Source organism: Streptomyces sp. CoH27 (assembly GCF_020181035.1).
In the GTDB taxonomy this organism is placed as follows: domain Bacteria; phylum Actinomycetota; class Actinomycetes; order Streptomycetales; family Streptomycetaceae; genus Streptomyces; species Streptomyces camelliae.
Map to the genome: position 1 here is coordinate 100,705 of NZ_JAIQYY010000022.1, position 25,975 is coordinate 126,679.

The following is a 25,975-nucleotide window of genomic DNA, read 5'->3' on the forward strand; positions in this document are numbered from 1 at the left end:
TTCACCGACGCCGGGGGCACGGTCACCGGCTTCGCCAACTTCGTCACCACGGTGCAGGACTTCCGCTTCCTGGACGCTGTGAGCCATGTGGCCGCCTACCTCGCCTTGTGGCTGGCGTCCCTGATGGTGTTCGTGGTGGCCCTGGCGCTGCTGTTGCACCGCCTGGCCTCGGGTTCCGCCGGCAAGGCGCTGCGCTTCCTCTACTACATCCCCGGAGCGCTCGCCGGCGCCGCGAGTGTGCTGGTGTGGCTGTTCATGCTCGACCCGACCGTCAGCCCGGTCAGCTCGCTGCTGGGCGCGCTGGGGTTCCACACCTTCGGCGAGGTGATCGCGCCCGGCAACCTGCCCCTGCTGTTCACGATCATCGCGTTCTGGACCGGCGCGGGCGGCTGGATCGTCGTCATGTACGGCGCGCTCAACAACATCCCCACGGACGTGATGGAAGCCGCGCGCATCGATGGCGCGGGCGCCTGGAAGACCGCCTGGCACGTGCAGATCCCGATGCTCCGCAAGTGGATCGTGTACATGGTGATCCTGGCTTTCGCGGGCGGCGCCCAGCTCTTCGTCGAGCCGCAGCTGCTCTCCCTCGCCAGCGTGGGCGTGGCCGGACGCGACTACTCGCTCAACCAGCTGACGTACGACTTCGCCTTCCAGATGAACAACGTCAACGGCGCCGCCGCGGTCTCGGTGGAGCTCCTGGTCGTCAGTGTGTCGGCCGCCGCCGTCTTCGTCGCACGGTCGGGGTTCTTCGATGCCGAATAAGTCCTCTGCCATCCCGGTCGCCGCCACCCCGCATGCGGAAGGGGAACCGAGCGTCATGAGCCGAACGCAGCACCGGGCTCCGCAGCGGCGGCGTCCCCGTCCCCAGCGGCGCGTGGCATCACAGCTGCTGACCGGATCCGTACTGGCCGTGTTCCTCGCCTTCTTCGTGCTGCCGGTGCTGTGGCTCGTCCTCGCGGCGACCAAGACCGACCAGCAGCTGGTCCACGACAACCCGCTGTCCTTCGGGTCGTGGCACGTGCTGAAGGCCAACTGGGACGCGCTCACGGCGTTCCAGGACAACGCCGTCATGCAGTGGCTGGGCAACTCGGCCCTCTACGCGGTGATCTCGCTGGTCATCACCCTCGGTGTCGCCATTCCCGCGGGATACGCCCTGGCCATGACCGAGTTCCGCGGCCGGCACACCCTGCTGGTCGCGACGCTGGTCGTGATGCTCATGCCGAATGCCACCCTGGTGGTGCCGTTGTTCCTGGAGATCAACGCGGTGCACCTGATCGGCACGATGTGGTCGATCATCCTGCCGTACTCGTTCTACCCGTTCGGCGTGTACCTGACGTACATCTACTTCACCACCGCCGTACCGAAGGACCTGCTGGCGGCGGCCCGGATGGACGGCTGCTCGGAGTTCCGCGTCTTCTGGCACATCGCGCTGCCGCTGGCGACCCCGGTCGTCGCGCTCGTGGGCTTCTTCAGCTTCGTCGCCAACTGGACCAACTACTTCCTGCCCTACGTCATGCTCCCCGAGAGCAGCCAGATGCCCATCCAGGTGGGAGTCGCAACCCTGCTCAGCAACGTGCCGTCCTTCAATCCGGCCGTCGGTGACCTGGCGATCCAGCGGCCGGAGCTGGCCCTGGCGACGCTCGTGGCCATCACGCCCGTGCTGATCGTCTTCCTCTTCGCCCAGCGCTTCCTGGTCAGCGGGATGCTCGCCGGCGCCACCAAGGAATGACACAGGCCCAGTCCGCCCGGCCGTCGTCCCCAGCGTGCGCCGTCCCCGCCGCCCGCCCCGAACGGAGTACTCCCATGCCCTTCAGCTCTGCCGGCCGCACCACGGCCGAGGACGCCCCCTGCGACCACCCGGTCGCGCCACCCGAGATCGAGGCGGGGGTGCCGCTGCTCGAACCACCCGGCTGGGCTGTGGCCCAGCGGTCCCTGTTCGACCTCCTCGACCACGCCTGGCGCCGCTTCGCCCGCGATTTCACCGGCCCGGACGGACGGCTGAACTACTCCGGCCGGCTGACCACCCGTGACGGCGTGGACGACTTCTACGAGGTGTTCTTCAACTGGCCCCAGCTGTACCTCCTCGGCGGCGCCGACGACCTGCTGCCCGCCAGTGAGAAGCACTGGGAGGGCGTGACCCGGCAGCTCACCGAACTGGGCATGCTTCAGCAGGAGTTCGAACGCGGCTACGACTGGTTCCACCAGGGCGAGAGCATGCTCCTGCTCTACTTCCTGTGCATGGCCGCCCCCGACCGCTGGTCCGAGCGCGCTCTGCGCTTCGCCGAGTTGTTCGTCGACCCGGCCAAGGGCAACTACGACCCCGAGCACCGCGTCATCACCCGCCCGCACAACGGCAGCGACCCCGACCGCACGGGCCTGTTCGACGGCGACGTCTATCCCTGGCTGGAGAAGGAAGCGGAGACATACGGCTTCCCGCTGGACTGGATACCCGAGGCGGACGGCGGCCCGCACCCGCTCTCGGAGGATCCGCGTCTCGGCGCGCAGATGCGAGACCGGATGGGCGTCGGCGACACGGCGGTCAACCTCGCCGCGGCCGGGCTGGTCCTCAATGCCTGGCTCCTGTCCGGCGAGGAGCGCTACCGTGACTGGATCGTCGAGTACGTCGGCGCGTGGCGGGAGCGCACCGAGGCGAACGGCGGTCTCATCCCGGACAACGCCGGCCCGGACGGCGTCGTCGGCAGCCTGCTGGAGGGCCGCTGGTACGGGGGCCACTACGGCTGGTCCTGGCCGCACGGCTGGCACAGCGTGGGCCACGCGGCCTGTGTGGCGGCGCTCGCCGCGGCCACGGTCACCGGGGACGACGACTACCTCTCCATGGTCGCGACCTCCCTCGACACCCTCATCGGCCACGCCAAGGTGATGCCCCACACGGAGGCGGACTCCAGCCTCCCCTCCAAGTGGGCGGTCGAACTCGGCCCCGACATCCACACGCCCACGCTCCACCTTCCGTTCCGCCACAACGACTCCGGCTGGTTCGACTACAACCCGGCCACCCCGCCGGTCCCGGTGGCCCTGTGGCACCACACCTGCTCCGACGCCGACCGTGCCCGGCTGGAGCGGCTGCGTGAGGCCGACGGCGTCGACTGGCGCACCGTGCGGCCGTTCCGAGCCAAGGAGGAGTCCGGACACGAGAAGGCGTGGTTCGCCTTCCTCGCCGGCGACGACCCCGGCTACCCCGAGCGGATCCTCGCCGCGGCGCAGGCCCAGATCCGCCACCGCCTCAGCCGCATCGACCGCTACCGCGACCTGGACGTGCCCGAGGCCGACATCCACGTCTGGCAGCAGTGCAACCCCGTGTCCACCGAAGCCCTCGTCCAGCTGACCTGGGGCGGCCCCCAGGTGCTCTACAACGGCGGCCTGCAGCAGGCCCGGCTGCGCTACCACGACGCCGAGGCCCGCCGTGCCGGCCTGCCACCGGACGTGGCCGCTCTGGTCACCTCCATCGACCCCGAGGAGACCACCGTCGAGCTGGTGAACCTCTCTCCCGAGGCCGAGCGCACGGTGATCGTCCAGGCGGGCGCCTTCGCCGAGCACACCATCACCGCCGTCCGGTACACCACCTGCCAGGACGACGGCTGGATCGGCGACATGTACGACTACGGCCACACCGAGCCCGTCGTCACCGAGTCGGAGCAGGTCTGCGACAACACCTTCCTGACGGTCCGGCTGCCCGCCTCCACCCGCATCCGGCTCGCCCTGCGCCTCCGACTGCGCGCCGGCACACCCAGCTACCGCACTCCGTTCGACACCCCAGCCGGCCGGCCCTCGCGGGTCACGGAAGGAGAAACCGCATGAAGCGCGTCGCCCAGACCATCAGGCTCCGACCCGAGCACCGCGAGGAGTACCTTGAACTCCACTCGGCCGTCTGGCCCGGCGTCGAAGCCGCCCTGCACCGGGCGAACATCCGCAACTACGGCATCTTCCTCCACGGCGATGCGCTGTTCGCCTACTTCGAGTACCACGGCGACGACTTCGAGGCCGACATGGCCGTCCTCGAAGCCGACCCCGAGACCCAGGAGTGGTGGAAGCTCACCGACCCCTGCCAGGAACCCTGGCCCGACCGGGGCGACTCACGCCAGTGGACGGAACTCACCGAGATCTGGCACCTGAACCCGCCAGGCGAAGACGCCACCCCCTGACCCGGCCCGCACCGGACCGAACCGACTTGGAACCTGCCGTGACCTCCACCCCCGCCCCCGTCCTCATCGACGCCCACCACCACCTGTGGGACCTCGACCAGCGTCCGCAACCCTGGCTGGACGACCCCGCCGTGGCATCGATCCGTCGCACCTTCACCCCCGGTGACCTGAGGGCCACCGCCACTCAGCCCATCGCGGGCCGCCGTCTGCACAGCACGGTGGTCGTGCAGTGCATCCCTGACGTGCCCGAGACCGAGGACCTGCTCGCCCTCGCGGAGCAGGAGCCGCTGATCGGGGCGGTGGTCGGCTGGGCCGACCTGACGTCTCCAGCCATCGGCGAGGTGCTGGACCGGCTGCTCGCCGGACCGGGCGGCGCGTATCTGCGCTCCCTGCGCCATCTCGTCCAGGGTGAGACGGACCCGGGCTGGCTGCAACGCCCGGGCGTTGAGCGGGGGTTGGCGGTGGCCAGGGACCGCGGGCTCTCCTACGACGTGCTCGTCCGCAGCCATCAGCTCGACCAGGCGATCCGGCTGGCCGAGCGGTTCCCCGACCTACCCCAGGTGCTCAACCACGCGGGCAAGCCTCACATCGCCGGGCGCGAACTGGCGGACTGGGGACGCCAGGTGCAACGGCTGGCCGCGCACCAGCAGGTGGTCTGCAAGCTGTCGGGACTGATCACCGAGGCCGACCACGACAGCTGGACCACCGCCGACATCCGCCCGGTCTGGGACATCCTGATCACCGCCTTCGGCCCGGACCGGCTGATGTTCGGCTCCGACTGGCCGGTCGCCAACCTCGCCGGCGGCTGGAACCGCTGGGCCGCCACCGTGGACGAACTGCTCACAGACTGCACCGAGAACGAGATCCACGCGCTCCTCGCCGGCACCGCGACCGCCTTCTACCGCCTTCCCGCCCGCAGCTGACCGTCGGCGCTGGTGCTGAACGAACTCTGGGGAACACGATGACACTCGCCGTCCGACACACGGCCGCCCGCACCCTGGACACGGCCCCGCCGAGACCCGCTCCCACGGCCCCGCTGAGGTGGAGCCGGCCCCCGGATGTGGAGGGCTGGGTGCCCGGCGACGCGGTGACCGTGATGCCCCTGCGGTGGGACAACACCTGCCCCGCTTGCCTCAAGGGCCATCAACACACCTGCTATCACCTGATCTTCATCGGCATCGACCCTCCCGGCGCGATGCAGCAGTGCTGGACAGTGCCTGCCTGCCTCGTTCGCCTGCCCGACGCACTGGCACTGGACCGGGCCGCGCTCGTGGAGCCCACCGCGGTGGCCGTGCACGACGTGGGCCGGGCTGAGTCGCCGAGGGCGAGAAGGTCGTCGCGGTCGGCGGTGGCCCGTCGGCATCCTCGTAGAGCTGGTCGCGCGGGCGGTCGGAGCCGATGTCCGGGTGGTGGAGCTCAGCGCCCACCGACGGCTGCTCGCCGAGGAGTTGGGCTGGCCACGTGCGATCCGACAGCCGCTGATGTGCCCGAGCTGGTCCGTGAGTGGAGCGGGGACGCGGGCGGCTTGCGCCTGGTGGTCATTCACCCCCCAACCCCGGCAGATCAATCTGCGCCGCTTCTTCTGGCGCGAATTCACCCTGGCCGGGGCCCGGTTGTACGTCCGGACCGACTTCGGGAAGGCGGTGTCGCAGCTCGACGACAGCACTATTCCGGCCGAGCGGCTGATCAGCAAGGTGATGCCGCTCGCTGAGGCGTTGGCCGCTTTCGAGGCCCTGGAGGCGGCGGTGACGTGATGAAGATCCTCGTGGACTGCACCGTTGACGTTCAGGGAGTGGCCGCATGACCGCTTTTCGACCTCACCGGGAAGCTCGCCGTCGTCACCGGAGCCCGGCGCGGCATCGGCCGGGCCATGGCCCGCGCGCTCGCCGAGGCCGGCGCGGACGTCATCGGCGTCAGCGCCTCGCTGGAGGAGTCCGGCAGCGACGTGGAGAAGGACGTCCTCGCCGCGGACCGCAGCTTCGAGGCGATCCGGACCGACTTCGCCGACCCCGAGGCCGTACATGCCCTGGGTGCGAACCTCGCCGGACGGGAGCGGCAGGTGGACATCCTGGTCAACAACGCGGGCAAGATCCGTCGCACCCTGTCCGCCGAACCTGGCAACGGAGACTGGGAGTTGGGGCTCCAGGTCAACCTCAGCGCGCAGTTCGCGCCAATTCGAGCCGTCTGCGGGGCGAGGATGGTCCGCGATCAGGGAAAGGTCATCCTTACGGTGTCGCTGCTCAGTTTCCAGGGCAGAATCACCGTGCCCGGCTGCACCGCCGCCAAGCACGGGGTCGCCGGACTAACCAAGGCGCTGGCCAGCGAGTGGGTGCCGCACGGCGTCAACGTCAACGCCATCGTCTCGGGCTGCATAGCCGCCGACAACACCCAGGCCTTCCAAACGCCCCGGGCCGCAGCAAGCGATCCTGGACCGCATCCCGGCCGGACGCTGGGGCAGCGCCGGCGACCTGGCGGGCGCCACGGTCTTCCTCGCCTCCGCTGCCGCCGCCTACGTCCACGGCACCGTCCTGCCCGTCGACGGCGGATGGCTCGGCCGATGAACGCCGGCCTCGACTCCGTGCTGTCCGGCACGCACATCGTGCCGGTGTTGACCGTGCCGGTGGTGGCGTCGGCCGGCCCGCTGGCCGACGCGCCGGCGGCGCCCGGTGCGCCGTGGGGCACTTCCCGATGCCGCTGATCGACAAGGACGACCACCGCGGGGCAGCCACCGTGGACGAACTGCTCCACGACCTCGTACAGGACGCGATCCACACGATCCCCGCCGGCGCCACGACCACCTTCTGCCGTCCACCCGACCGATTACACAGGCCACGCCGCGTCCGTCGGGAGGGAAGCCCGCACCGCTTCTGTCGCTGCGAAGTCGCCCCCATCCGCGAGGCTGTGCCCCCGGGCCGCTCAAGGGCCGGGGCGATGAAGATCCACGTCAATCACACCGACAACACCCTCGGAGCCGCCGCATGAACGCTTTCCCGACCGTCCGAACCAGCAGGAGGGGCAGACGATGAGGCCCGTCACCTCCGCCATCCGCACGTTGTCAGCAGTGCTCGTGATGGCCCTCTCCGCGGTGCTGCTGACATCCCTCACGACGCCGACCCCGGCCTCGGCCGCGACCCAGGCGACCTACTATGTCGCCCCGGACGGTGACGACGCCAACGCCGGGACGATCAACGCGCCGTTCAAGACCCTGCAGCACGCACGGGATGTCGTGCGCACGGTCGACAGCAACATGACCGGAGACATCAACGTCTATCTCCGGGGCGGTACCTACCCGGTGGGCAGCACCGTCGACTTCACCTCGGCCGACTCCGGCACGAATGGACACCGTGTGGTCTACGCCGCCTACCCCGGCGAGAAGCCGATCCTGGAGGGCGGCGTTCAGGTGACGGGCTGGACCCAGCACAGCGGGAACATCTGGAAGGCCACCCTCAACCGGGACGACAAGCTCCGCGCGCTCTACGTCAACGACAAGCGCGCTCAGATGGCGTCGAAGACGATCAACTCGGCCGGATGCTACGGAACCTACAGCGTCACGGCAGGCCAGGCCCCCTGGGCCTGGGAGTCGGGTTCGCAGTGCGACGGAGCCAAGTACAGCCTCTCCGACCTGCCCGCCATCGCCTCCAACCAGGACGACGTCGAGATCAAGTCGATGAGCACCTGGAACACGGCCATCGTCGGTGTCCGCCAGATCACCACGAGCTCGGACGGCGCCAATCGCGTGGCGCTGTTCCAGGAACCTGGCGCGGCCATGGCCCAGGGATCGGCGTACGCCAACTTCGTCGCCGGCAGCGGCAGCCACACGATCATGAACGCGTTCGAGTTCCTGGACCAGCCGGGCGAGTTCTACTTCGACAAGAGCACCCACACGCTATACTACTACAAGTCCAGCACCGATGACATGACGACGGCGCAGGTCTTCGCGCCGAACCACCTCTCCACCCTCATCCACGTCGCCGGCACGTCCACGACCGACCACGCGCGGAACATCACGTTCTCCGGGCTCACGATCCAGCACTCCGACTGGAACCTGGTCAACGTCGCGGGCTCCGTCTTCCGGCAGGGCCAGCAGGGCAACGCCAGCACCAACGTGTACGCCAAAAAGAACTTCCACGCGTACACCTACCGCAACGTCGACCTGCCGCCCGCGGCCGTCCAGATCGAGAACGCCGACGGGATCGTCCTGCAGGGCAACACGGTGCAGCACACCGGCGCCGACGGAATCACCCTGGCCAACGACGTGACGGACACGCAGTTGACCGGCAACGTCACGAATGACGTCGCCGGGTCCGCCATCACCGTGGGACACCCCCAGCACGTGTACATCGGTGACTACACCTCGACGAACAACGAGAAGTACCCGGTGAACGTCGAAGGCCTCTGCAAGAACATCACCGTCACGGACAACTACCTCTACGACAGCGCGGTGCTGTTCGAGGGGTCCAGCCCAGTGTCGGCGTACTTCGTCGATTCCCTTTCCGTGCAGCACAACCGGATCGAGAAGTCCCCGTGGGCGGGCATCACGCTCGGCTGGGGTTGGTGGAACTTCGACGGTTCGACGAACTCCGTCAATCCTGGGAACCCGACCACCACGGCGAAGAACAACACCATCAAGTACAACGAGATCTTCGACACGATGCAGGTGCTCGGCGACTCCGCTCCCATCTACACGCTGGGCAGCCAGCCGGGAACGGAGATCAGCAACAACTACATCAAGGGCGTTCCGGCCGGCCACAAGTACGGCCTGCACCCCGATGAGGGCTCCGCGTTCATCAACGAGCACGACAACGTGCTCGACGTCGACCCGGGCGTGTACTACACCATCAACTCCGGCACCTGGGGCCGGCAGCACGACCTGAACCTCACCAACAACTACGGCACCGTCAACAAGATCGCCGGCAGGAACGTCCCGAACAGCACGATCACGGACGTGCGGGGCTACGGGGACAACGTGTGGCCGTCGCAGGCGTACAGCATCGCCCTGAACGCGGGTCTGGAGGACGCTTACAAGAACCTCGTCCCGCAGAGCAGAGTGGCTCTCCAGGACTACACACTGCCCGCGAGCACGTTCGCCGGTACGGGCGTGATGACCGTTCCGTTGCGCAGCCCCAAGGACGCGGCCAAGACGCTGTGGCTGGCTCCCGCCGGTACGACGACGTTCGCCGCCGGTGCCACCATGACCAGCGCGAGCGGCACCGCGACGAGCATCAGCGTCCCGCAAGCGGCGGGTGACTACCACCTCTACGTCGTGGACGCCCAGGGCAACGCGTCTCCCGCGTCGAAGGCGATCGTGCGGCAGCGCTGGAACCACGTCGACGACAAGGCGGCCGGCGTGACCTACTCCGGCACGTGGTCGAACTGGAACGACAGCAAGGACATGAACGGCTCCGAGAGGTTCACGAACACCGCGGGCAACTACGCCGAGTTCTCGTTCACCGGCACGGGCGTGCGGTACCTGAGCATGACGCAGCCGAACATGGGCAAGGTGGACGTCTACATCGACGGCGCCCTGGCCCAGGCGGGTATCGACGCCTACGCCCCGACGGTGACGAAGCAGGTGCCGCTGTTCGAGAAGACGGATGTCGCCGCGGGCCCGCACACGATCAGGGTGGTGTGCACCGGGACGAAGAACACCGCCGCCTCCTCCGCCGTCTGCGCGTTGGACGCATTCGCCTCCATCCAGTTCCCCGCGACGAACGCCAACTACAAGGTGGTCAACAAGGGCAGCAACAAGGCGGTCGATGTGTCAGGCGGATCGCTGACCGCTGGAGGCAACATCATTCAGTGGACCGACTCCGGAGCCGGGAACCAGAACTGGCGCTTCGTCCCGGTGGGTGACGGCAGTTACAAGGTCGTCAGCCGCAACAGTGCCCTGGTCATGGACGTCAGCGGTGCTTCCACCGCGGACGGCGCGACCGTCATCCAGTCGTCCGACACCAACGCCGCGAACCAGCACTGGACCCTGGTCGCCACCGGAAACGGCTACTACAAGATCAAGAACGTGAACAGCGACAAGGTGCTCGACGTGTCCTCGGGAGGAACTCAGCTCGTCCAGAACACGGACACGAACGCCGACAGCCAGCTGTGGAAGGTCGTCAACGTCGACTGATCCGCGAGGCAAAAGGGTTGAGGGACGGTGCCGACCAAACCCGGACCGGCGCCGTCCCCGCCGCACATGTGATGACGCCTACCAAGGGACGGGACGAGTGGACATCACCAGACGACAACTTGGCCGACTCGCCGCGGTCGGCACCGGAGCGCTCCTGCTGCCGGGCCTGCTGTCACCGGGCACAGCGGCGGCAGCGGCACTGTCGGCCGGCAAGTGGGGCGACCAGGGCGACGGCACCTACGTCAACCCGGTTCTCCCGGGCGATTTCAGTGACTGGGACTGCATCCGGGTCGGCGCCGACTACTACGGCATCACCAGCACGTTCGGGTACTCGCCCGGCGTGGCCGTCCTGCACTCGACGGACCTGGTCAACTGGCGGACGCTCGGCGGCGCTGTCGACGACGTCGCCGCCATCGGACCACAGCTGAACTGGGACCGGATGAACCGCTACGGCCGCGGCGTGTGGGCCGGGGCCATCCGCTACCACGCGGGGCGGTACTGGGTGTACTTCAACACCCCCGACGAAGGCTTCTTCATGACGTCGGCCCCGTCGCCGACCGGGCCCTGGGAGCCGTTGACTGCGGTGTGGCGGACGTCCGGCTGGGACGACCCCTGCCCGTTCTGGGACGACGACGGCCAAGGCTACCTGGTCACCACGCACTACTCAGACGGCTACAAAATACACCTGTTCAAGCTGTCCGAGGACGGAAAGTCGCTGGTCGGCCCGTCCACGGTCATCCACCAGTCGCCGGGCAGCGAGGCCAACAAGCTGTACAAGATCAACGGGCTCTACTACCACCTGTACAGGGAGGTGAAGTCCGAGGGCCGGGTGCTCATGATGAACCGCGGCTCCAGTCTCTACGGCCCGTTCGAGACCCGGCAGCTGGAGCACGTCAACGCTTCGGTGGACCGCGAGCCCAACCAGGGCGGGCTGGTGCAGGCTCCGGACGGCACCTGGCACTTCGTGACCCATCACGGCCACGGCGACTGGGAGGGGCGCGTGCTGTCCCTGCTGCCGGTGACCTGGGTGGACGGCTGGCCGATCCTGGGCCAGGTGGGCACGGACGGCATCGGCAACATGGTGTGGACGGGCCAGGTGCCCGCCGGCGGCACGCCCGGTCTGCCGGTCGACGCGGTGCCCGCCGTGGTGACCAGCGACCTGTTCACCGACAGCCGTCTGAAGCCGCAGTGGGAGTGGTACTACCAGCCGCGCGCGGACCACTGGTCGCTGACCGAACGCCCCGGCTACCTGCGGCTGAAGGCGTTCGCACCGCTGGTGGCGGACAACCTGACCAAGGTCGGGAACACACTCACCCAGCGGGTGCTGCGCACGGCGGGCGGCGCGACGGTGACCGTCCGCCTCGAACTGGCCGGCCTCGGCGAAGGCCAGCACGCCGGGCTGTGCCACTACGCGGCAACCTACGCCGGGTTGGGTGTCCGGCGTTCGGGGACCGACACCACGATCGCGCTCAACGTCGGCGGCAGTCTGACCTACGGTCCGGTGATCACACAGAACGCCGTGTGGCTGCGCACATCCTGGGACGTCAACGGAGTCAGCCGGTTCTCCTACAGCCTCGACGGGAAAGCGTTCACCTCGTTCGGTGCCACCTACCAGCTCACCTGGGGCGGATACCGCGGTGACCGTGTGGGCCTCTACACCTACAACCCGAACGGCACCGGCTACGTCGACGTGGATGCGGTGCAGTACAGCATCGCACCCACCAGGGCGTACAAGTGCGTCAGTGTGCGCAGCGGCAAGGTCGCCGACGTCTCCGGTGCCTCGAACGCGGACGGCGCCGCCGTGATTCAGTGGTCCGGCACCGGCCGACCGAACCAGCAATGGGCCTTCCAGTCCACCGGGGACGGCTACCACACCATCATGTGCGTCGGCAGCGGCAAGGTGCTCGACGTGGCGAGGTCCTCGCTGGCGGACGGCGCGCGGGTCGTGCAGGCGACCGCCGACGGCCGGGCGAGCCAGCAGTGGCAGTTGCGCCCGCAGACCGGTGGCGAATTCGCCCTGGTCAACCGCAACAGCGGCAAGGTGCTCGACGTCAGGGGAGGCAGCGCGGCCGCCGGTGTCGCGCTGATCCAATACCGCGACACCGGCGGCTCCAACCAGCGATGGACCTTCCACCGCGTCACCGGCTGAGCATGCCGGTTACGCGTCAGCTCCAGGGAGATACGGTGAGCCAACTGGTGTCCTGGGCCCACGACGACGTGGAGTCCCAGGCGTTGGAGCCGCCATTGCCGGCTATGTAGGCCGTGAAGTTGTAGTGGCGGATGTACTTCGTCGGGTAGTTGACGGACTGGAAGGAGTGGCCGACCCCGCTGTTGCCCGTGGTGGGGCAGAAGGTGGCGTCCTGCGCGAACGAGCTGCCGCCGTTGTCAGTGTTCAGGTAGAGCTCGTAGTTGTAGTGGCGCAGGAACTGGCCGGGCTTGTTGGCGGACTCGAAGGACAGGCAGGAGCTGTTGGCCAGGCCGGCGCGGACGATCCACGTCGCGTCGGCCTTTTCGGTGGCCGAGCTGGAGGAGCTGACGGGGGAGATGACGACCTTGGTGTCGGCGTCGTCGTGGCGGAGGTAGTCGGAGGTGCAGCAGGGGGCGGTGGTGGCCCGCAGGGAGATCCGGGAGCCGGGCGTCAGCGAGCCGGTGCTGGTTGAGCCGCTGCTGTAGCCGGCGGCCGTGATGTTGGCCTGTACGGCGTTCTCCGTGGCGTCCGAGGGGTAGCCCGAGGTCATGACGCCTTCGTAGAAGGTGCCTTGCGCGCCCTTGCTGTTGTCGCCGCCGATGCCGAGGATGATCGCGCCTTCCTTGTGCATCGGGTTGTAGCCGGAGACGTTGGGGCGCACGCCGCTGTAGTAGGTGGACAGGCTGCCCGACTGGGCGTTGCCGCCGCGGATGGCCCACTGGTTCGGGCCGCCCTTGACGATGGCGGTCAGGAACCGGTTGGTGACGGTGGGGTCGCCTGCGTTGAGGTGCTGGTTCACGCCGGAGAACAGGCCGTTCTCCAGGTCGGCCATGATCCAGGGGCCGTTGCCGCTGCCATAACCCCAGTGATTCTCGGTGCCGAAGTAGATGGCCTCCATGTGGCCGTTGCCGGTGTCGTGGTTGTTGGTCTCGGCGTTGCCGTAGTCGAAGCAGCAGCCGTTGTTGAAGTGGGTGCCGTCGAAGATCGCGTACTCGCCCTCGGCCTGGTCGCCGGTGGCGATGCCCTTGGTGTTGTCGTTGCGGTAGCCGGTGCCGGGGGCGACGTAGACGCCGTACGCCTCGTGCCCGCCGACGGTGACCGGTGCTTCGAAGGCGTTGGCGAGGTTGTCCGGGCCGCTTGCGGCTCCGCCCGCGGGCGCCTGGGTGAGGTTGTTGCCCTTGCCGGACTGGTCGTAGATACGGGTGATGACGCAGCTGGTGGTGGCGCAGAAGGAGTCCTGTGCGGGGGCGTTGGCGTATCCGCCGGTGCTCAGCACGCCGATGTCCTTGGTCGCGTTGTCGGAGGCGCGCCTGATCTGGTACAGCGGGCCGTTGTACGCTGCGTACAGGGCGCGGGTGGTGCTGTGCGCGGCGACGCAGGGGGTGCCGCCTGCGGCGTAGATGTCGCACGGCCCCTGGGCGGCGGCCTGCGAGGTGGTGGCCGTGGCAGTGAGCAGGCCGGCGGCGAGCGCGGCGGTGGCACCGGCCGCCAGGAGCGCGCGCCTGATGCGGCGGATCCACGGTGGCTTGGACATGAAAAGCTCCTTCACGGGGTGGGTGGGGTGTGAGCGTCGATGAACCCCGGTGTCCGGCTGTGGGGACGGCGCGGGTTGCTCGTCAGCTCCAGGGGGCGGCGGCGAGCCAGCTGGTGTCCTGGGCCCACAGTGAGGTGGTGTCCCAGGCGTTGCTACCGCCGTTGCTGGCGATGTAGCCGGTGAGGCTGTAGTGACGGACGTACTTGGCCGGGTAGTTGAAGGATTGCAGGGAGTAACCCGTGCCGCTGTTCCCCGGCTTGGGGCAGAAGGTGGCGTCGGCGGCGAACTGGCTGGTGCCGTCATTGGGCTGGAGGTGGAGCTGGAACGCGTAGTGTCTGAGGTAACTGCCGGATGCGTTGGCCGACTCCAGGGAGATGCAGTTGCTGTTGGCCAGGCCGGCGCGGACGATCCAGGTGGCGTCGCCCTTGAGGGCAGAGGAACTGCTGGAGGTCACCGGCGCGATCACGACTTTGTCGTCGCTGGTGTCGTGCTGCAGGTAGGCGCCGGTGCAGCAGGAGGTGGTGGCCTGCAGCGACACCTTCGCACCCGGGGTGAAGGGGTTGGTGGTGCCGGTGGTGTAGCCGGCTGCGGCGATGTTGGCCTGGACCGCGGCGTCGGTGGCGTCGGAGGGGTAGCCCTTGACCATGGCGCCCTCGTAGAAGGTGCCCGCGCTTGCGTTGTGGTTGGTCTGGCAGCAGTCGCCGCCGCTGCCGAGGATGATGGCGCCCTGCTTGTGCATCGGGTTGTATCCGCTGGGCAGTGAGCCGCTGTAGAGCTGGGCCAGGCTCCCGGACTGGGTGCCTGCGGCCTTGAGCGCCATCTGGGTGGTGCCGTTGTTCTTGAGCATCGCGGTGACGAAGTGGCTGGTCTCGGAGACCTGGCTGGGGTTCCACGCCTTGCTGCCGCCGGAGAACAGGCCGTTTTCCAGGTCCGCCTGCGCCCACGGTCCGGTTCCGCTGCAGCCGCCGAACCAGCATTCCGTGCTGAAGTTGATGGCGTCCATGGCACCGTTGCCGTCGGCATGGTGGTCGGTCTCGGTGTTGCCGTAGTCGAAGCAGCAGCTGTTGTTGACGTGAGTGCCGCTGGTGACCATGTACTCGCCCTCGGGTGAGCTGCCGGTCGGCACGCCCCCGGTGGAGCTGTAGGCGAAGTAGCTGTTGCCGGGGTTGATGTACAGGGCGTAAGCCTTCTGGCCGCCCACGCTCAGCGCTTCGGTGGTCGCGGTGGCCGCCGTGTCGGCGCCGCCGGTCCCGCCGGGTCCCTGGTAGACCAGGGTGTTGCCGCCGCCGGTCTGGTCGTAGACGCGGGTGATGGTGCAGGTGGTGCCCGCGCAGAACGAGTCCTGCGCCGCGGCGTCGGCGACCCCTCCGGCGGACAGTACCCCGATGTCCTGCGACGTACTGTCCGATGCCCGCCGCACCTGGTAGAGCGGGCCGTTGTAGGAGGCGAACAGCGCGCGGGTGGTGCTGTGCGCCGCGACGCACGGCGTGCCGCCCGCCGCGTAGATGTCGCAGGGCCCCTGCGCGGCGGCCTGCGAAGCGCCGCTGAAGGCGACAAGGCCTGCGAAGGCGAGTGCCACCGCGGCCAGGCAGACAACCACCTCCCGGCGCAGTCGTCGGAACATGAGCAGTGCAGGCATCATGAACTCCCTTGTTCGTCGAAAAGGGGACAGCAAGCCGCGCCCCACCGGGTTCGCGTGGACTGATGACGGGGGCGGCTTGATGGGAGACCAAGGGCAGGCGGACGCGTCCGGGCGAGCGGATATACGCCGATGCGTCGGGTCACCGTGTCACTGGATCGTCCAAGCCTGGTTGGACTGGTTCAGGGGCATCCACTGGTCGATGGCGGCTCCGTTCGCCGTCGATCCGTTGCCCACCTCCAGGACCTGCCTGCTCTCGAAGTTGCGGATGAGGTACCCACCGCTGGTCGGCTCGAAGTACCACAGCTGGTTGTTGCCGCCGTTGTCGGTGTACTGCTGCAGCGTCGTCCCCCTCCGGTGGCTGGCGGCGCTGATGTCGAGGGCCTTGCCGCTGTTCCTGTTCACGATCTTGTAGAGCTGGCCACTGACCGGAACGATGTTCCACTGCTGGTTGGTACCACCGGTGCCCGGCCACTGGATGACGCTCGCGCCGTCGGTGGTGGATTTCTGGTACACGTCCATCAGTTGCCCGCTGTTGGAGTTCTTGATCGTGTAATACGTCGAGGGGTTGATGTTCGGCGCACCGGTCGAGTCCTCCAGCGCCCCGCCGGCCTGCTGCACACTGAAGTCGGCGATGAAGAAGTAGGCGCCGTCGGTCTTGGCGACCCGCACGTAGCGGAACTTCTGGCGGACGTCGATGTTGCCCGTGAGTGTCGACGCGAACGGCAGGGTGGTGGCGCCCTGGCGCCCCAGCACGGTGTAGGTGACGAACGACGGGTCGTTGGAGCCACGGATCTCGAACTGGCTGCGTGTCTCTGGCTGGTCGATGTCCTGGCGCGTCGTCAGAGAGAACTGCCCGAGCTGGTAGGCCTGCCCGAGGTCGACCTGCCACCAGGCCGCGGTGTCGCTGCCGGCCGGCGACCAGCCGGTGGCGCTGTTGTTGTCGTTGGCTCTGGCCGCCACCCAACTGGAGCCGTTCACCGAGGAGGAGGACGCCGGCTTGTTGTATGCGAGGTTGATCGTGGCCGGTAGCCCCTGGTAGGCGGGTTCCAGCCCCGAGGCCTGCATCACCGAGGTGCCGGTGGTCGCGTTGCCGGAGAGTGTGACGTGGGCGCCGTTGCGGTTCTGGTTGATGAATCCGTCGGTACGCGCCAGCACGTTGTTCGAGACGGTCATGTTGTCCGACCCCTCGTCCAGGTAGATGCCGCTGACCGCGGAAGTGCAGGCGGCCGGCCCACGGACCACGTCGTGGATGTAGTTGCCGTTGATGACCGTGCCCGGGTCATTGGAGAGGTGGTAGATGCCGGCGGTGTCGCACAGCCGGTTGAGCACGTTGCCGATCCGGTTGAAGCTGATGGAGTTGTTCCCCTCGGCGTTGGCGGCCGACTGCCAGCCCCAGCCGAGGGAGATGCCGGCCCACGGCGCGTCGCTGATGTCGTTGTGGTTGATCGTGGTGCTGTTGACGAAGCCGGCGTTGATCCCGGCAGTGCCCAGATAGTCCTGACCGGTCCGGGTGATCAGGTTGTCGTTGACCGTGACGTTCTTGACGACCTCGCGGGGGTCCTCACCGGCCGGGGAGGCCGGTGGGTTGTAGACGGTGTGGAACTCCACGGTCGGGTCGGAGAACTTGCCGACCATGATTCCGTTGCCGGCGATGTCGTGGACGAGGTTGCCGGTCACGGTGCTGTCGTGCACGCCGTGGTGCAGGTCGAGGGCGGTGGCTCCCATCTGCGTGAAGGTGTCGCCGGTGAAGGAGACGCGGTCGGCGTCCGAGGCCTGGACCCCGGCCGGCGGACGACCGACGTACTGGTTGTTGGAGGTGTCGGCCGAGAGGTTGTAGTTGCCGCCCTGGCCGTTGAGGTAGCCGTTGTCCGTCGCTTCCATCCAGGTGGTCTGGGCGAAGGTGATCCCGGAGAAGCGCAGGTCGTGGGCGGGACTGTCGAGGTTCGTGCCCTTGATGTCGAAAAGGGTCTGCAGCGTCGGCGCCTGCACGGTGGCCGTGGACATGTCCTCGCCGGGGCGGGGCTTGTAGTAGACGGTCTGCGCGGCCGTGTCGACGTAGAACTCGCCCGGTTCGTTGAGGAACTCGTGGGCGTTCTCGAAGTGCAGGGGAGAGCCGTTGGAGAGTATCGGATAGGGGCGAGGGAACAGGATGCCCGCCTCGTGGTCCTGGATCGACACGTTGGCGATGCCGTTGCTGGAACTGATCGACTTCAGCCGCAGGTAACTCTCGCCCCACTGCGTTTCCAGCATCATCTCGACCTGGTTGAGGTGGTTCCAGTTGGAGACCTGCGAACTGAGCACCTTCAGCAGCTGGTTGGTCTTGTCACTGCCCTGCAGCTGGAAGTCCGAGCCGAGGTCGGGGTAGCGGGCCCGGGTGGCGCGGACCCCGTTGACGTACATCTGCCGGAAGTTGAGGGTGCCCACGGGCGCCTTGTACTCGCCGCCCGCGGCCGCGGTCCAGCCCGTGATCGCCTTGCCGCTGGTGATCACGGGCGTCTCACCGTTGTACGCCTGGTAGACGACCGTGTGGCCGTTCGTGCCCGAGTCACTGGTGCCGAAGGCGATCGGGGCGGTGAGGGGGTAGGTGCCTCCGCGCAGGTTCACGACGATGTCGTCGGACATGTGCGCGTTGACGGCTCGGACCGCGGCCTGCGCGGCCTGGATGGTCCTGAACGCTGCGGTAGTGCTGCTTCCCGAGTTGCTGTCACTGCCATGGACAGGGTCGACGTAGAAGTTCGTCGTGGCCGCGTAGGCGGGTTGAGCGGGCAGCACGGCCGCGAAGACGACGGCTGCCGCTGCAAGTGCCTTGACCGTCCCCGCGCCGATGCGTAGGGGTCTCATCTGTGGTGTCCCTCCTCCGAACCCGCTTCCTATGAGTGGCATTTATCAGTGTGAGGAGGCACTCCAGTCAAGATGATAGGCATATCTATTTTTCACTGCGGCAACACTGATGACATGCGCGCGCATCAGGATCGGCGCCGTGCGTACCCCGTGTAGCGAAGGATAATCCCAGGTCACAGCACCGTCATCTGTGGCGACCGGCCGCCGGCTGTATCCCTCTCAGCCTGTCGAGCGAAAACGCCCTTCCGAAAATGAGTAGTACTCATTTAAGAAATCCTCTCGCCCGTCAATCTCCCATACATGGGACGGTGAAGGTTGCCGTAAGCATGACGGGGGCAGCTGCTCATGCATGGCTCAGGACGACGGCCTGGCCGCCCGCGGGGGCCATCGCGACGCTCAGCGTGGTCGACGAGGTCACGGTCTGTGTGCTCACGACGACGGGGGTCTGGTACGGGCTGCTGCCCGGTGTTCCGTCGGCGTAGATCGTGGCGGTGTAGGTGCCGCTGCCGAGGAAGGACAGCGGGATCGAGAGGGTCCGGGCGGTCTCGTTGGTCATCGCCCCCAGGTACCAGGCGGTGCCGCTGCGCCGGGCGACGGCGACGTACTCGCCGATCGAACCGGCGAGGGTCCGGCTCTGGTCCCAGACGGTGGGGATGGCGTCGAACCAGGGCAGCCCGGGCCAGTTGGCGGGGGTGGAGTACTGCGAGGGGGTGCTGTACCAGTACAGGAAGTTCAGGGGCTGGTAGTACACGGCGGCCATCGCCATCTGGTGGGCGTTGGTCGTCCGGTCGCGGGACTGGCCGTAGCAGATGGTGTAGTCCATCGGCCCGCCGATGTTGCGGGCGAAGGGCAGGGTGACGTTGTGGGTGGCGGTCGGGAAGTGCTCGTTGCCCCGCACACCCTCCAGACTGATCCAGTTGGGGTAGGTCCGCTCGTAGCCGAACGGCCGTACGTCGTCGTGCGTGTCGATCAGCAGCTTGTACCTGGCCGCCGTCCTGACCCAGGCGGTGATCTGGTTCGTCATCGCCTGTGTGCCGTCGTTGATGAAGCCCAGCTTGACGCCCGCGACGCCCCAGCTCCGGTAGCGGGCGAACAGGCTGTCCGGGCTGCTCAGGGCCATGGGGTTGACGTAGAGGATGACGCCGATTCCCTTGCCGGTGGCGTAGGAGATCACCGTGGGCAGGTCGATGGCGGAGATCGGCTGCGTGGCGTCGGTCGAGGTGTGCTCGGGGCCGTACCACCCCGAGTCGTACTCGATGTACTGCAGGCCGCGGCTGACGGCGAAGTCGACGCCCGCCAGCCCGGCCGCGGTGGTCAGATTGCACCGGAAGACCTTGCCCGGCTTGATCCACGACGTGTCGGCGAGGGCGCCGGCCGGGGCCAGGTTGAGCACCAGCTCCGCGTTGTCGACCAGTTCGGCGTGGGTGGAGCCGATCACCACCGCGCGCCAGGGCGTGGCGAACGGCGTCCTGACGGTGGAAGTCGTCTGGACGGTTCCAGAGCCGCGCGCGGTGTGCTGCATCAGGTACGCCGCGAGCGTGTTGGGCTGCCCGGAGACCGAACTGAGCATCATCCGTGGGTAGTTGATGCGTGCCGACTCGCAGACGCAGGCGATGAGCCCGCCGCCGTAGGTCGCGGTGAGGGGGAGGTCGGTCAGGGGGCCGGTGTCCGTGGAGGTGGTTCCGGTGGGCGGGATGGAGCCGGGCGCAACCGGGTTGTAGTCGTCCTCGTCCCGCGCGCTGTAGACGAGGGTGCCGTCCGGGAAGGCGAACGTCGTCAGTTCGCCGGCGATGATGGCGGTACCCGGGTCCAGCAGGACGTAACGGAACGCGACGCCGGTCGCGTAGGCCCGGATCTGGACACCGAAGTTGATGGAGGTGCGGTTGTCCCGGAGGTTCCAGCGTATCTCCTGATAGGTGTCCAGGACGGTCGCGTTGCGGCCGTACGCCGGCTTCCATGTGCTGTCGACGTGCCAGTGCTGATAGTTCGTCAGAATAGCGTCGGTGCCGAGGGCGGTCCCGTCACTCAGCCGCAGGCCCATGGCCGAAGTGGCCACGACAGTCGCGCCGTTGCGCCGGGCCGACCACTGGAGCGAGCCGCCCGTCAGCGACATGGTGATGCTGGTGGTGCCGTCGCGCGACGTCGCGGTGACCGAGGCGTCCGAGGCCTCGGCCGGATATGTGCTGCCCATTCCCAGGGCGGCCGTTGCGGCAGCGACCGCCGCGCCCTTGAGCACCCTGCGGCGGGAGGGTTCCTGACGCTCTGACATGTTCACAGTCGGTCCACCTCGCTTGGACATGGTTTCCAACAAAGTCAACCAGCAAGTAACAGATTCTGACTGTCGCGGAGTTTCTACGCCTGCCCCGACCTGAAGGTCAACCCCTCGTATCTGCCCCCTACTTGTCCGAAATCCTGGACAGTCCGGGCGACTTGCGACTCTGGGGAGCCCGACCGGGTGCACCGCGATCTGGTCAAGCTTAAACAAATTCGAACGCGATCCTTGACGCCGTAAACGTGCCACGGCTCTCATGGGTCCCCGCCGCCATCAAGGGATCGTCAACCTCGACAGAGAGGGACGCACATGTTCAAGGGAGTTCCCGGGACGCCCGCCGGCCGGTGGCGGCGCAGAGTCGTCGCGTTCCTGACCCTGCTGGGAGGCCTCGCGGCGCTCCTGCTTCCGGCGACCGAGGCGCACGCGGCCTCGGTGTTGTTCACCACGGGCGCCGCACGCACCGACCAGAACGGGAACGCGCTTCAACTGCACGGCCTCGGCATCGTCAAGGTGGGCAGCACCTGGTACGGCTTCGGGGAGGACAAGACCGGCGAGACATCGTCGGACACGTCGTTCCAGGACATCCCGTGCTACACCTCGACCGACCTGGCCACCTGGACCTACCAGGGCGTCGCCCTGGCCAGGCAGAGCAGCGGCGACCTGGGGCCCAGCCGCATCGTGGAGCGGCCCAAGGTCATCTACAACGCCTCGACCAGCACGTACGTGATGTACATGCACATCGACAGCACCAACTACTCCGAGGCCAAGGTCGGTGTGGCGACCAGCAGCACCCCCTGCGGCCCCTACACCTACCGGGGAAGCTTCCGGCCGCTGGGCAACCTCAGCCGTGACCTCGGCCTGTTCCAGGACACCGACGGCACCGCCTATCTGCTGAGCGAGGACCGCAACAACGGCCTGCGCATCGACAAGCTGTCCGCCGACTACCTGTCCGTGGACAGCGCTGTGGCGGTGCTCGGCAGCAGCGGCAGCAGCGGCAGCGTCGAGGCGCCCGCCATGGTCAAGGTGGGCGGCACCTACTACGTCTTCGGCTCGCACCTGACGGGCTGGGGCCTCAACGACAACATCTACGCCACCGCCACGTCACTGGGCGGCCCCTGGTCGTCGTTCCGTGACCTGGCCGCACCCGGCACCCACACCTACGGCAGCCAGACGGCGAACGTCATCACCGTCCAGGGCACCTCCGGCACCACGTACATCTACGCCGGCGACCGCTGGAACACCTCCGACCTCGGCGCGTCGAAACTGATCTGGCTGCCCCTGACCATCAGGGGAACGACGGTGAACCTCGGCCAGTACCCCACCTGGTCACTCGACACCGCAGCGGGAACCTGGGCGGCCGGCAGCGGGATCCCCGCTGAGGGCGTCCACACCCTGAAGAATGTCAACAGCTCCATGCTGATGGACGTGTCGAGCGGCTCCACGGTGAACGGCGCCAAGATCATCCAGTGGCCGTCGACCGGCGGTGCCAACCAGCAGTGGACGCTCACGCGGGTGGCGGACAACATCTTCACGCTCAAGAGCGTGAAGAGCGGCCTGTGCCTGGACGTGCCGAACCAGTCGACGGCAACCGGCCTGCAACTGGAGCAGTGGACCTGCAACGGCGGGACCAACCAACAATGGTTCCTCGACCTCGTCGGCAGCTACACCGGCAGCACCTACATGTTGGCCGGCGTGGGCAGCGACTTGGACATCGGTGTCGCGAGCGCCTCGACCACCAGCGGGGCGGCCGTGGACCAGGAATCGGGCACCGGCGCGTCGAGCCAGCAGTGGAGTCTTTCCTGACGGGTGCGCCAGGACCACTGAGGCGGATCAACGGCCACGTCGGCACCGTCGGGAAGCACCTGCGCTACTTCGCCGCCGCCCACCGTCTGCCCGACCTGGACCCGGCCGAGCGCCTTGCGCGGGCTGCTATCGAGCTCGGTGTCGACGGTGCCCAGGTCCCAGGGCTGTTTCAAAGCCTGACTTATCGCGTATCTGTGCTGGTCAGCGGAGTCCGAGGAGCTTCCTCGCCGGGACCGGTCCATGAGCTGGACAGGAGGACCTGCCGCCATGCCCGGGCCTACGGAGAACCACTCGACCGAGAAACACAGTTCGACTGCCGAGCGCCCCTCGCTCGGAACGACGACTTGTCAGGCCAGGAACCTGGCCACCCGGTCGCCCCAGGCGCGCACGCCCGCAGAGTCGCTCGTCACGTGCAACTCAGCGCCGGGGAGTAGGCCGGCGAGCTGTTCGGCAGTGGACCTCGGGTGGCTGGGGTCGTCCGCGAGGGCCAGGATCAGGGTGGGCTGGGTGAGTTCGCCGATCTTCTCGCGGGGCGGCAGGTCCGAGGCGGCCAGCCCGTGGAAGAGCGCGGGCAGCAGCTCGGGGTGCACACCAAGCTCCCGCGGCGGGTAGGGAAGGCCGGACAGCGAGGGCGGAATCGGAGCAGTGGCGGCCGCCGCGGTGAACGCGCCGATGCCGTGCTCCGCCACCAGCCTTGCAGCCATGCGGTAGTTGTCGGCCTGCGCGGCCCTGGTCTCCCATGCGGTGGGCGGGATGACCAGCATGAGCCGGTCGAACAGTGCCGGGTCGTTGACCGCTGCGTGCAGCACCGTGGCACAGCCCAGCGAGGACCCCATTCCGGTCACCGGTCGCGTCCCGCCCAGGTGGTCGAGGAGTTCGACGAGGTCGGCGGCGAAGCGTTCGAAGCGGTAGTCATCGGGATCCGGGCGCCCAGTGGAGGCGCCGTGCGCCCGGGCGTCGTAACGGACGAACCGCCGCCCGGGCAGGCTCTCGACGGCCTCCCAGTTGAGCATGCCCAGCTCGTCCTCGGCCTTGCGGCTGAGGAGCGCGCCGTGGGCGTAGACGGCAAGGGGGCCTTCGCCCTGGGCGTCGTAGTCGATGCGGATGCCATCGTGAAGGGTGAAGTGCATGATCACGGCAACCGGAGATCGGGCACTTTCATTCCGGGCGTCCGGGTCGCAAGGGGGCAACGGAAGGCTTGCTGACGGTTCGCCAGGACTGTCGTCGCGTCCCAGGTGTTGGACGGCACGAAGCTCTACTTGCAAAGTAATACCCACCGGCCTTGGCGACGGCGTAGCCTCAAGAATCGGAAGGCCATGCCATCGGCCGGTCCCGCGACGGACCGACCACGAAGGTCCGCCTCACGGCACGCGGACGGCCTTGTGCCGATCCCGGCCGACGAGATCCCGGAGTGCTACTCCCCGTTGGTGGCAGGTGCGGTGCGGGTCGGTCTGCCCAGTACCCAGAAGAGCACGCCGAGGAGCATGAAGGCGACGAGCGGGACGGCCTCCGTCAGCAGGTACTTCCAGCGCTCGCCGTAACTCCAGCCGGCCGGCGCGTAGCCGGAGCCGAACCAGTGGTCGCCGAGTCCCGGGGCGACCAGTTGCACGCTGGCGAACAGGATGAGCAGGGTGAGCACCGTGCTGATGGTGCGGGGGATGGGTGCCCTGTAGGGGCGGGGGAAGTCCGGAGCCTTGCGGCGCAGTACCGCGAGCGCCGGGAAGATGCCCAGGTAGCTGACGAGGGTGGTGGAGACGGCGAGGCCGAGGACGGCGCCGAAGAGCTTGCCGGCGCTGCCACCCGTCAGTTGGTGGGCCAGGACGAGGACGGTCGTGGAGACCGCACCGCTGAGAATGTTGACCCGTACGGGGGTGCCGAACCGGCTGGAGATGACGCCGAGGAAGCGGGGTGCCGCGCCGTCGTAGCCGGAGACGGCGAGGGCACGGTCGGATCCCATGATCCATGTGACTCCGGAGGACAGCACCGTGAGGATGAACATGATCGCGGCGAGGTCTCCGAGCAGGCGGCCGGCGCCGCTGAGCGTGGCTGTGCCGTCGGCGGCGACATGGCCGCCGTACACAGTGAAGACCTGCCGGATGGCGTCGATGAAACCGCCGAGACCGGTGATGGCCTTGACCGGCAGGACGAGCAGGATGCCGAGGATCGGCAGCGCGTACAGCAGTACGGCGAGGCCGGCGCTGCGGAAGATGGCGAACGGCACGTCCTTCTGGGCGTCGGTCATTTCGTCGCCGGCGGTGTTGGGCAGCTCGAAACCGACGTAGTTGAACATCAGGACAGGTACCAGTGCGACGAATCCCGCGTAGGTCGGGGAGAAGTCGCCGACACCGAATCCATGCAGGCCGTGTCGGATGCCGTACACCACGACGGTGACGGTGAACAGTCCGAGGAGGATGAAACGGCTCCAGGCGCCGATGGTGGGAATCCACTTGCCGACGTCGAAGGAAAGGATCGCGGCGAGCACGCCCACCCAGACGAACACGAGAGTGAAGGCGTAGAAGGCCGGGGTGCTCAGGTTCTTCCCGTCGTTGAAGAAGGTGGTGTAGGCAGTGGCGGCGGACACGGAGAGCGTGCCGCCCAGCCACACCGGATTGGTGATCCAGTACAGGAAGTTGTTGACGGCACCGGCGAGCCGCCCGAAGGCCCGGCTGGTCCAGATGTAGGGACCGCCCTCGTCGGGGAACGCGGCTCCCAGTTCGGCGGTGAGCAGTGCGGACGGCACGAAGAACACCGCGGCCAGCACGATGAGCCAGGTGAACGCTTCAGCACCCTTCGAGGCGACGGTGCCGATGGTGTCCACGCCGACGATGGTGCACAGGAGGAAGAACAGGATGTCGAAGCGGCCGAAGTGCTTGCGCAGCTTCTGCCGCTCCGCGAGAGCTGCTGCCGGCGTGTCGGCAGGCTCGGAGGTTATCTGACCAGCGGCCACCGGGAGCTCCTGCGTGCGTGGGAAGGGGCGGGATGCGGCCAATGATCAGCCGTACCTCAAAAGCACACAAGTGTTCATGTCTAACTCTTGACCATCCCTATCCACCCGAAATGCGACGGAAACCGCACCGAAACACGGGAATGGAGGCAGGAACCGCCTCGCCGAGCGGAGGCCGATCCGCTGCGCGCCGGCTGACGACCAGCGCTGGGCGGTCGCGTCTTCTTCTTGTGGTGTAGCCGATCAACGGGACGTGGTGTTGGTGGTGTTGGGTAGCGTGGGGGCTCGTTCGAGGAGCTCGGTGGGCTTACCTATCGCGGTGACCAGGCCGTTGATGTGGTCTGAGCGGCGCTCCGCCGGAGGTTGGGTCTTGCCAGGCCGGCCCCAGCCCGCGAAGGTGATCACCTTGGTCGACCGGGCACTTTTTGTCTGCGAGAGCTTGGCTGACGGCGATGACACCGTTGTTC

Annotated in this window: 15 protein-coding genes and 2 pseudogenes; 11 read left to right on the forward strand and 6 right to left on the reverse strand. The window is 67.8% G+C overall.

Going from position 1 to position 25,975, the window contains the following annotated elements; all coding sequences use genetic code 11:
• From LE548_RS32885 to LE548_RS32930, 10 genes and pseudogenes are all read left to right on the forward strand, one after another.
• On the forward strand, window positions 1–762 hold a 762-nt coding region (locus tag LE548_RS32885; RefSeq protein WP_225100660.1), incomplete at its 5' end, for a carbohydrate ABC transporter permease.
• Window positions 763–874: 112 nt separating this feature from the next.
• Window positions 875–1,729 (forward strand): carbohydrate ABC transporter permease, encoded by an 855-nt coding sequence (locus LE548_RS32890; protein ID WP_225100661.1) that lies wholly within the window; start codon window positions 875–877, stop codon window positions 1,727–1,729.
• Window positions 1,730–1,803: 74 nt separating this feature from the next.
• A complete protein-coding gene (locus LE548_RS32895) occupies window positions 1,804–3,816 on the forward strand; it encodes a hypothetical protein (RefSeq protein ID WP_225100662.1) in 2,013 nt (670 codons plus the stop codon).
• Window positions 3,813–4,160: an L-rhamnose mutarotase gene (locus tag LE548_RS32900; protein WP_225100663.1), complete on the forward strand. Its 348-nt coding sequence runs from the start codon at window positions 3,813–3,815 to the stop codon at window positions 4,158–4,160. Before LE548_RS32895 ends, LE548_RS32900 begins: the two co-directional genes overlap by 4 nt.
• Before the next feature lie 38 nt (window positions 4,161–4,198).
• Entirely contained in the window at window positions 4,199–5,083 is an 885-nt protein-coding gene (locus tag LE548_RS32905; RefSeq protein ID WP_225100664.1) for an amidohydrolase, read from the forward strand.
• A 38-nt stretch (window positions 5,084–5,121) separates the two neighbouring features.
• A pseudogene (locus tag LE548_RS32910) lies at window positions 5,122–5,964 on the forward strand (alcohol dehydrogenase catalytic domain-containing protein).
• Window positions 5,965–6,018: 54 nt separating this feature from the next.
• A pseudogene (locus tag LE548_RS32915) lies at window positions 6,019–6,721 on the forward strand (SDR family oxidoreductase).
• On the forward strand, window positions 6,718–6,858 hold the full coding sequence (locus LE548_RS32920) for a hypothetical protein (protein WP_225100665.1): 141 nt from the start codon (window positions 6,718–6,720) through the stop codon (window positions 6,856–6,858). Before LE548_RS32915 ends, LE548_RS32920 begins: the two are co-directional and overlap by 4 nt.
• A gap of 324 nt (window positions 6,859–7,182) precedes the next feature.
• The gene (locus LE548_RS32925) at window positions 7,183–10,284 is read left to right on the forward strand and encodes an RICIN domain-containing protein (protein WP_225100666.1); all 3,102 of its coding nucleotides are present in this window, start codon (window positions 7,183–7,185) and stop codon (window positions 10,282–10,284) included.
• Between the two features lie 97 nt (window positions 10,285–10,381).
• Window positions 10,382–12,433 carry a family 43 glycosylhydrolase gene (locus LE548_RS32930; protein ID WP_225100667.1) on the forward strand — a complete coding sequence of 684 codons (2,052 nt, stop codon included), beginning with the start codon at window positions 10,382–10,384 and terminating at the stop codon, window positions 12,431–12,433.
• Window positions 12,434–12,449: 16 nt separating this feature from the next.
• On the opposite strand, the gene LE548_RS32935 is transcribed toward LE548_RS32930, so the two are convergent.
• The 4 genes from LE548_RS32935 to LE548_RS32950 form a co-directional block, all read right to left on the reverse strand.
• On the reverse strand, window positions 12,450–14,006 hold the full coding sequence (locus LE548_RS32935; RefSeq protein ID WP_225100668.1) for an alpha-L-arabinofuranosidase B: 1,557 nt from the start codon (window positions 14,004–14,006) through the stop codon (window positions 12,450–12,452).
• A gap of 82 nt (window positions 14,007–14,088) precedes the next feature.
• Window positions 14,089–15,645, reverse strand: coding sequence for an alpha-L-arabinofuranosidase B (locus LE548_RS32940; protein WP_225100669.1), 1,557 nt, complete (start codon window positions 15,643–15,645; stop codon window positions 14,089–14,091).
• A 150-nt stretch (window positions 15,646–15,795) separates the two neighbouring features.
• The gene (locus LE548_RS32945; protein ID WP_225100670.1) at window positions 15,796–18,489 is read right to left on the reverse strand and encodes an RICIN domain-containing protein; all 2,694 of its coding nucleotides are present in this window, start codon (window positions 18,487–18,489) and stop codon (window positions 15,796–15,798) included.
• Between the two features lie 343 nt (window positions 18,490–18,832).
• Entirely contained in the window at window positions 18,833–20,758 is a 1,926-nt protein-coding gene (locus LE548_RS32950) for a glycoside hydrolase family 97 protein (protein WP_225100671.1), read from the reverse strand.
• 312 nt (window positions 20,759–21,070) lie between these two features.
• Here LE548_RS32950 and LE548_RS32955 point away from each other — a divergent pair, with 312 nt between their 5' ends.
• Window positions 21,071–22,564, forward strand: a complete 1,494-nt coding sequence (locus LE548_RS32955) for an RICIN domain-containing protein (protein WP_225100672.1) — start codon at window positions 21,071–21,073, stop codon at window positions 22,562–22,564.
• Window positions 22,565–22,911: 347 nt separating this feature from the next.
• Here the strand turns inward: LE548_RS32955 and LE548_RS32960 are convergent, their stop codons facing one another.
• Both LE548_RS32960 and LE548_RS32965 read right to left on the reverse strand, forming a co-directional pair.
• On the reverse strand, window positions 22,912–23,694 hold the full coding sequence (locus tag LE548_RS32960; RefSeq protein WP_225100673.1) for an alpha/beta fold hydrolase: 783 nt from the start codon (window positions 23,692–23,694) through the stop codon (window positions 22,912–22,914).
• A gap of 284 nt (window positions 23,695–23,978) precedes the next feature.
• Window positions 23,979–25,511 (reverse strand): APC family permease, encoded by a 1,533-nt coding sequence (locus tag LE548_RS32965; RefSeq protein WP_225100674.1) that lies wholly within the window; start codon window positions 25,509–25,511, stop codon window positions 23,979–23,981.
• Window positions 25,512–25,975: the final 464 nt, after the last annotated feature.

What these genes read in the sequence shown, in the direction of transcription:
- LE548_RS32895 (WP_225100662.1), top strand. Translation starts at nt 1,804, where the DNA reads ATGCCCTTCAGCTCTGCCGGCCGCACCACGGCCGAGGACGCCCCCTGC.
- LE548_RS32900 (WP_225100663.1), top strand. Translation starts at nt 3,813, where the DNA reads ATGAAGCGCGTCGCCCAGACCATCAGGCTCCGACCCGAGCACCGCGAG.
- LE548_RS32920 (WP_225100665.1), top strand. Translation starts at nt 6,718, where the DNA reads ATGAACGCCGGCCTCGACTCCGTGCTGTCCGGCACGCACATCGTGCCG.
- LE548_RS32925 (WP_225100666.1), top strand. Translation starts at nt 7,183, where the DNA reads ATGAGGCCCGTCACCTCCGCCATCCGCACGTTGTCAGCAGTGCTCGTG.
- LE548_RS32935 (WP_225100668.1), bottom strand. Translation starts at nt 14,006, where the DNA reads ATGTCCAAGCCACCGTGGATCCGCCGCATCAGGCGCGCGCTCCTGGCG.
- LE548_RS32940 (WP_225100669.1), bottom strand. Translation starts at nt 15,645, where the DNA reads ATGCCTGCACTGCTCATGTTCCGACGACTGCGCCGGGAGGTGGTTGTC.
- LE548_RS32945 (WP_225100670.1), bottom strand. Translation starts at nt 18,489, where the DNA reads ATGAGACCCCTACGCATCGGCGCGGGGACGGTCAAGGCACTTGCAGCG.
- LE548_RS32950 (WP_225100671.1), bottom strand. Translation starts at nt 20,758, where the DNA reads ATGTCAGAGCGTCAGGAACCCTCCCGCCGCAGGGTGCTCAAGGGCGCG.
- LE548_RS32955 (WP_225100672.1), top strand. Translation starts at nt 21,071, where the DNA reads ATGTTCAAGGGAGTTCCCGGGACGCCCGCCGGCCGGTGGCGGCGCAGA.
- LE548_RS32960 (WP_225100673.1), bottom strand. Translation starts at nt 23,694, where the DNA reads ATGCACTTCACCCTTCACGATGGCATCCGCATCGACTACGACGCCCAG.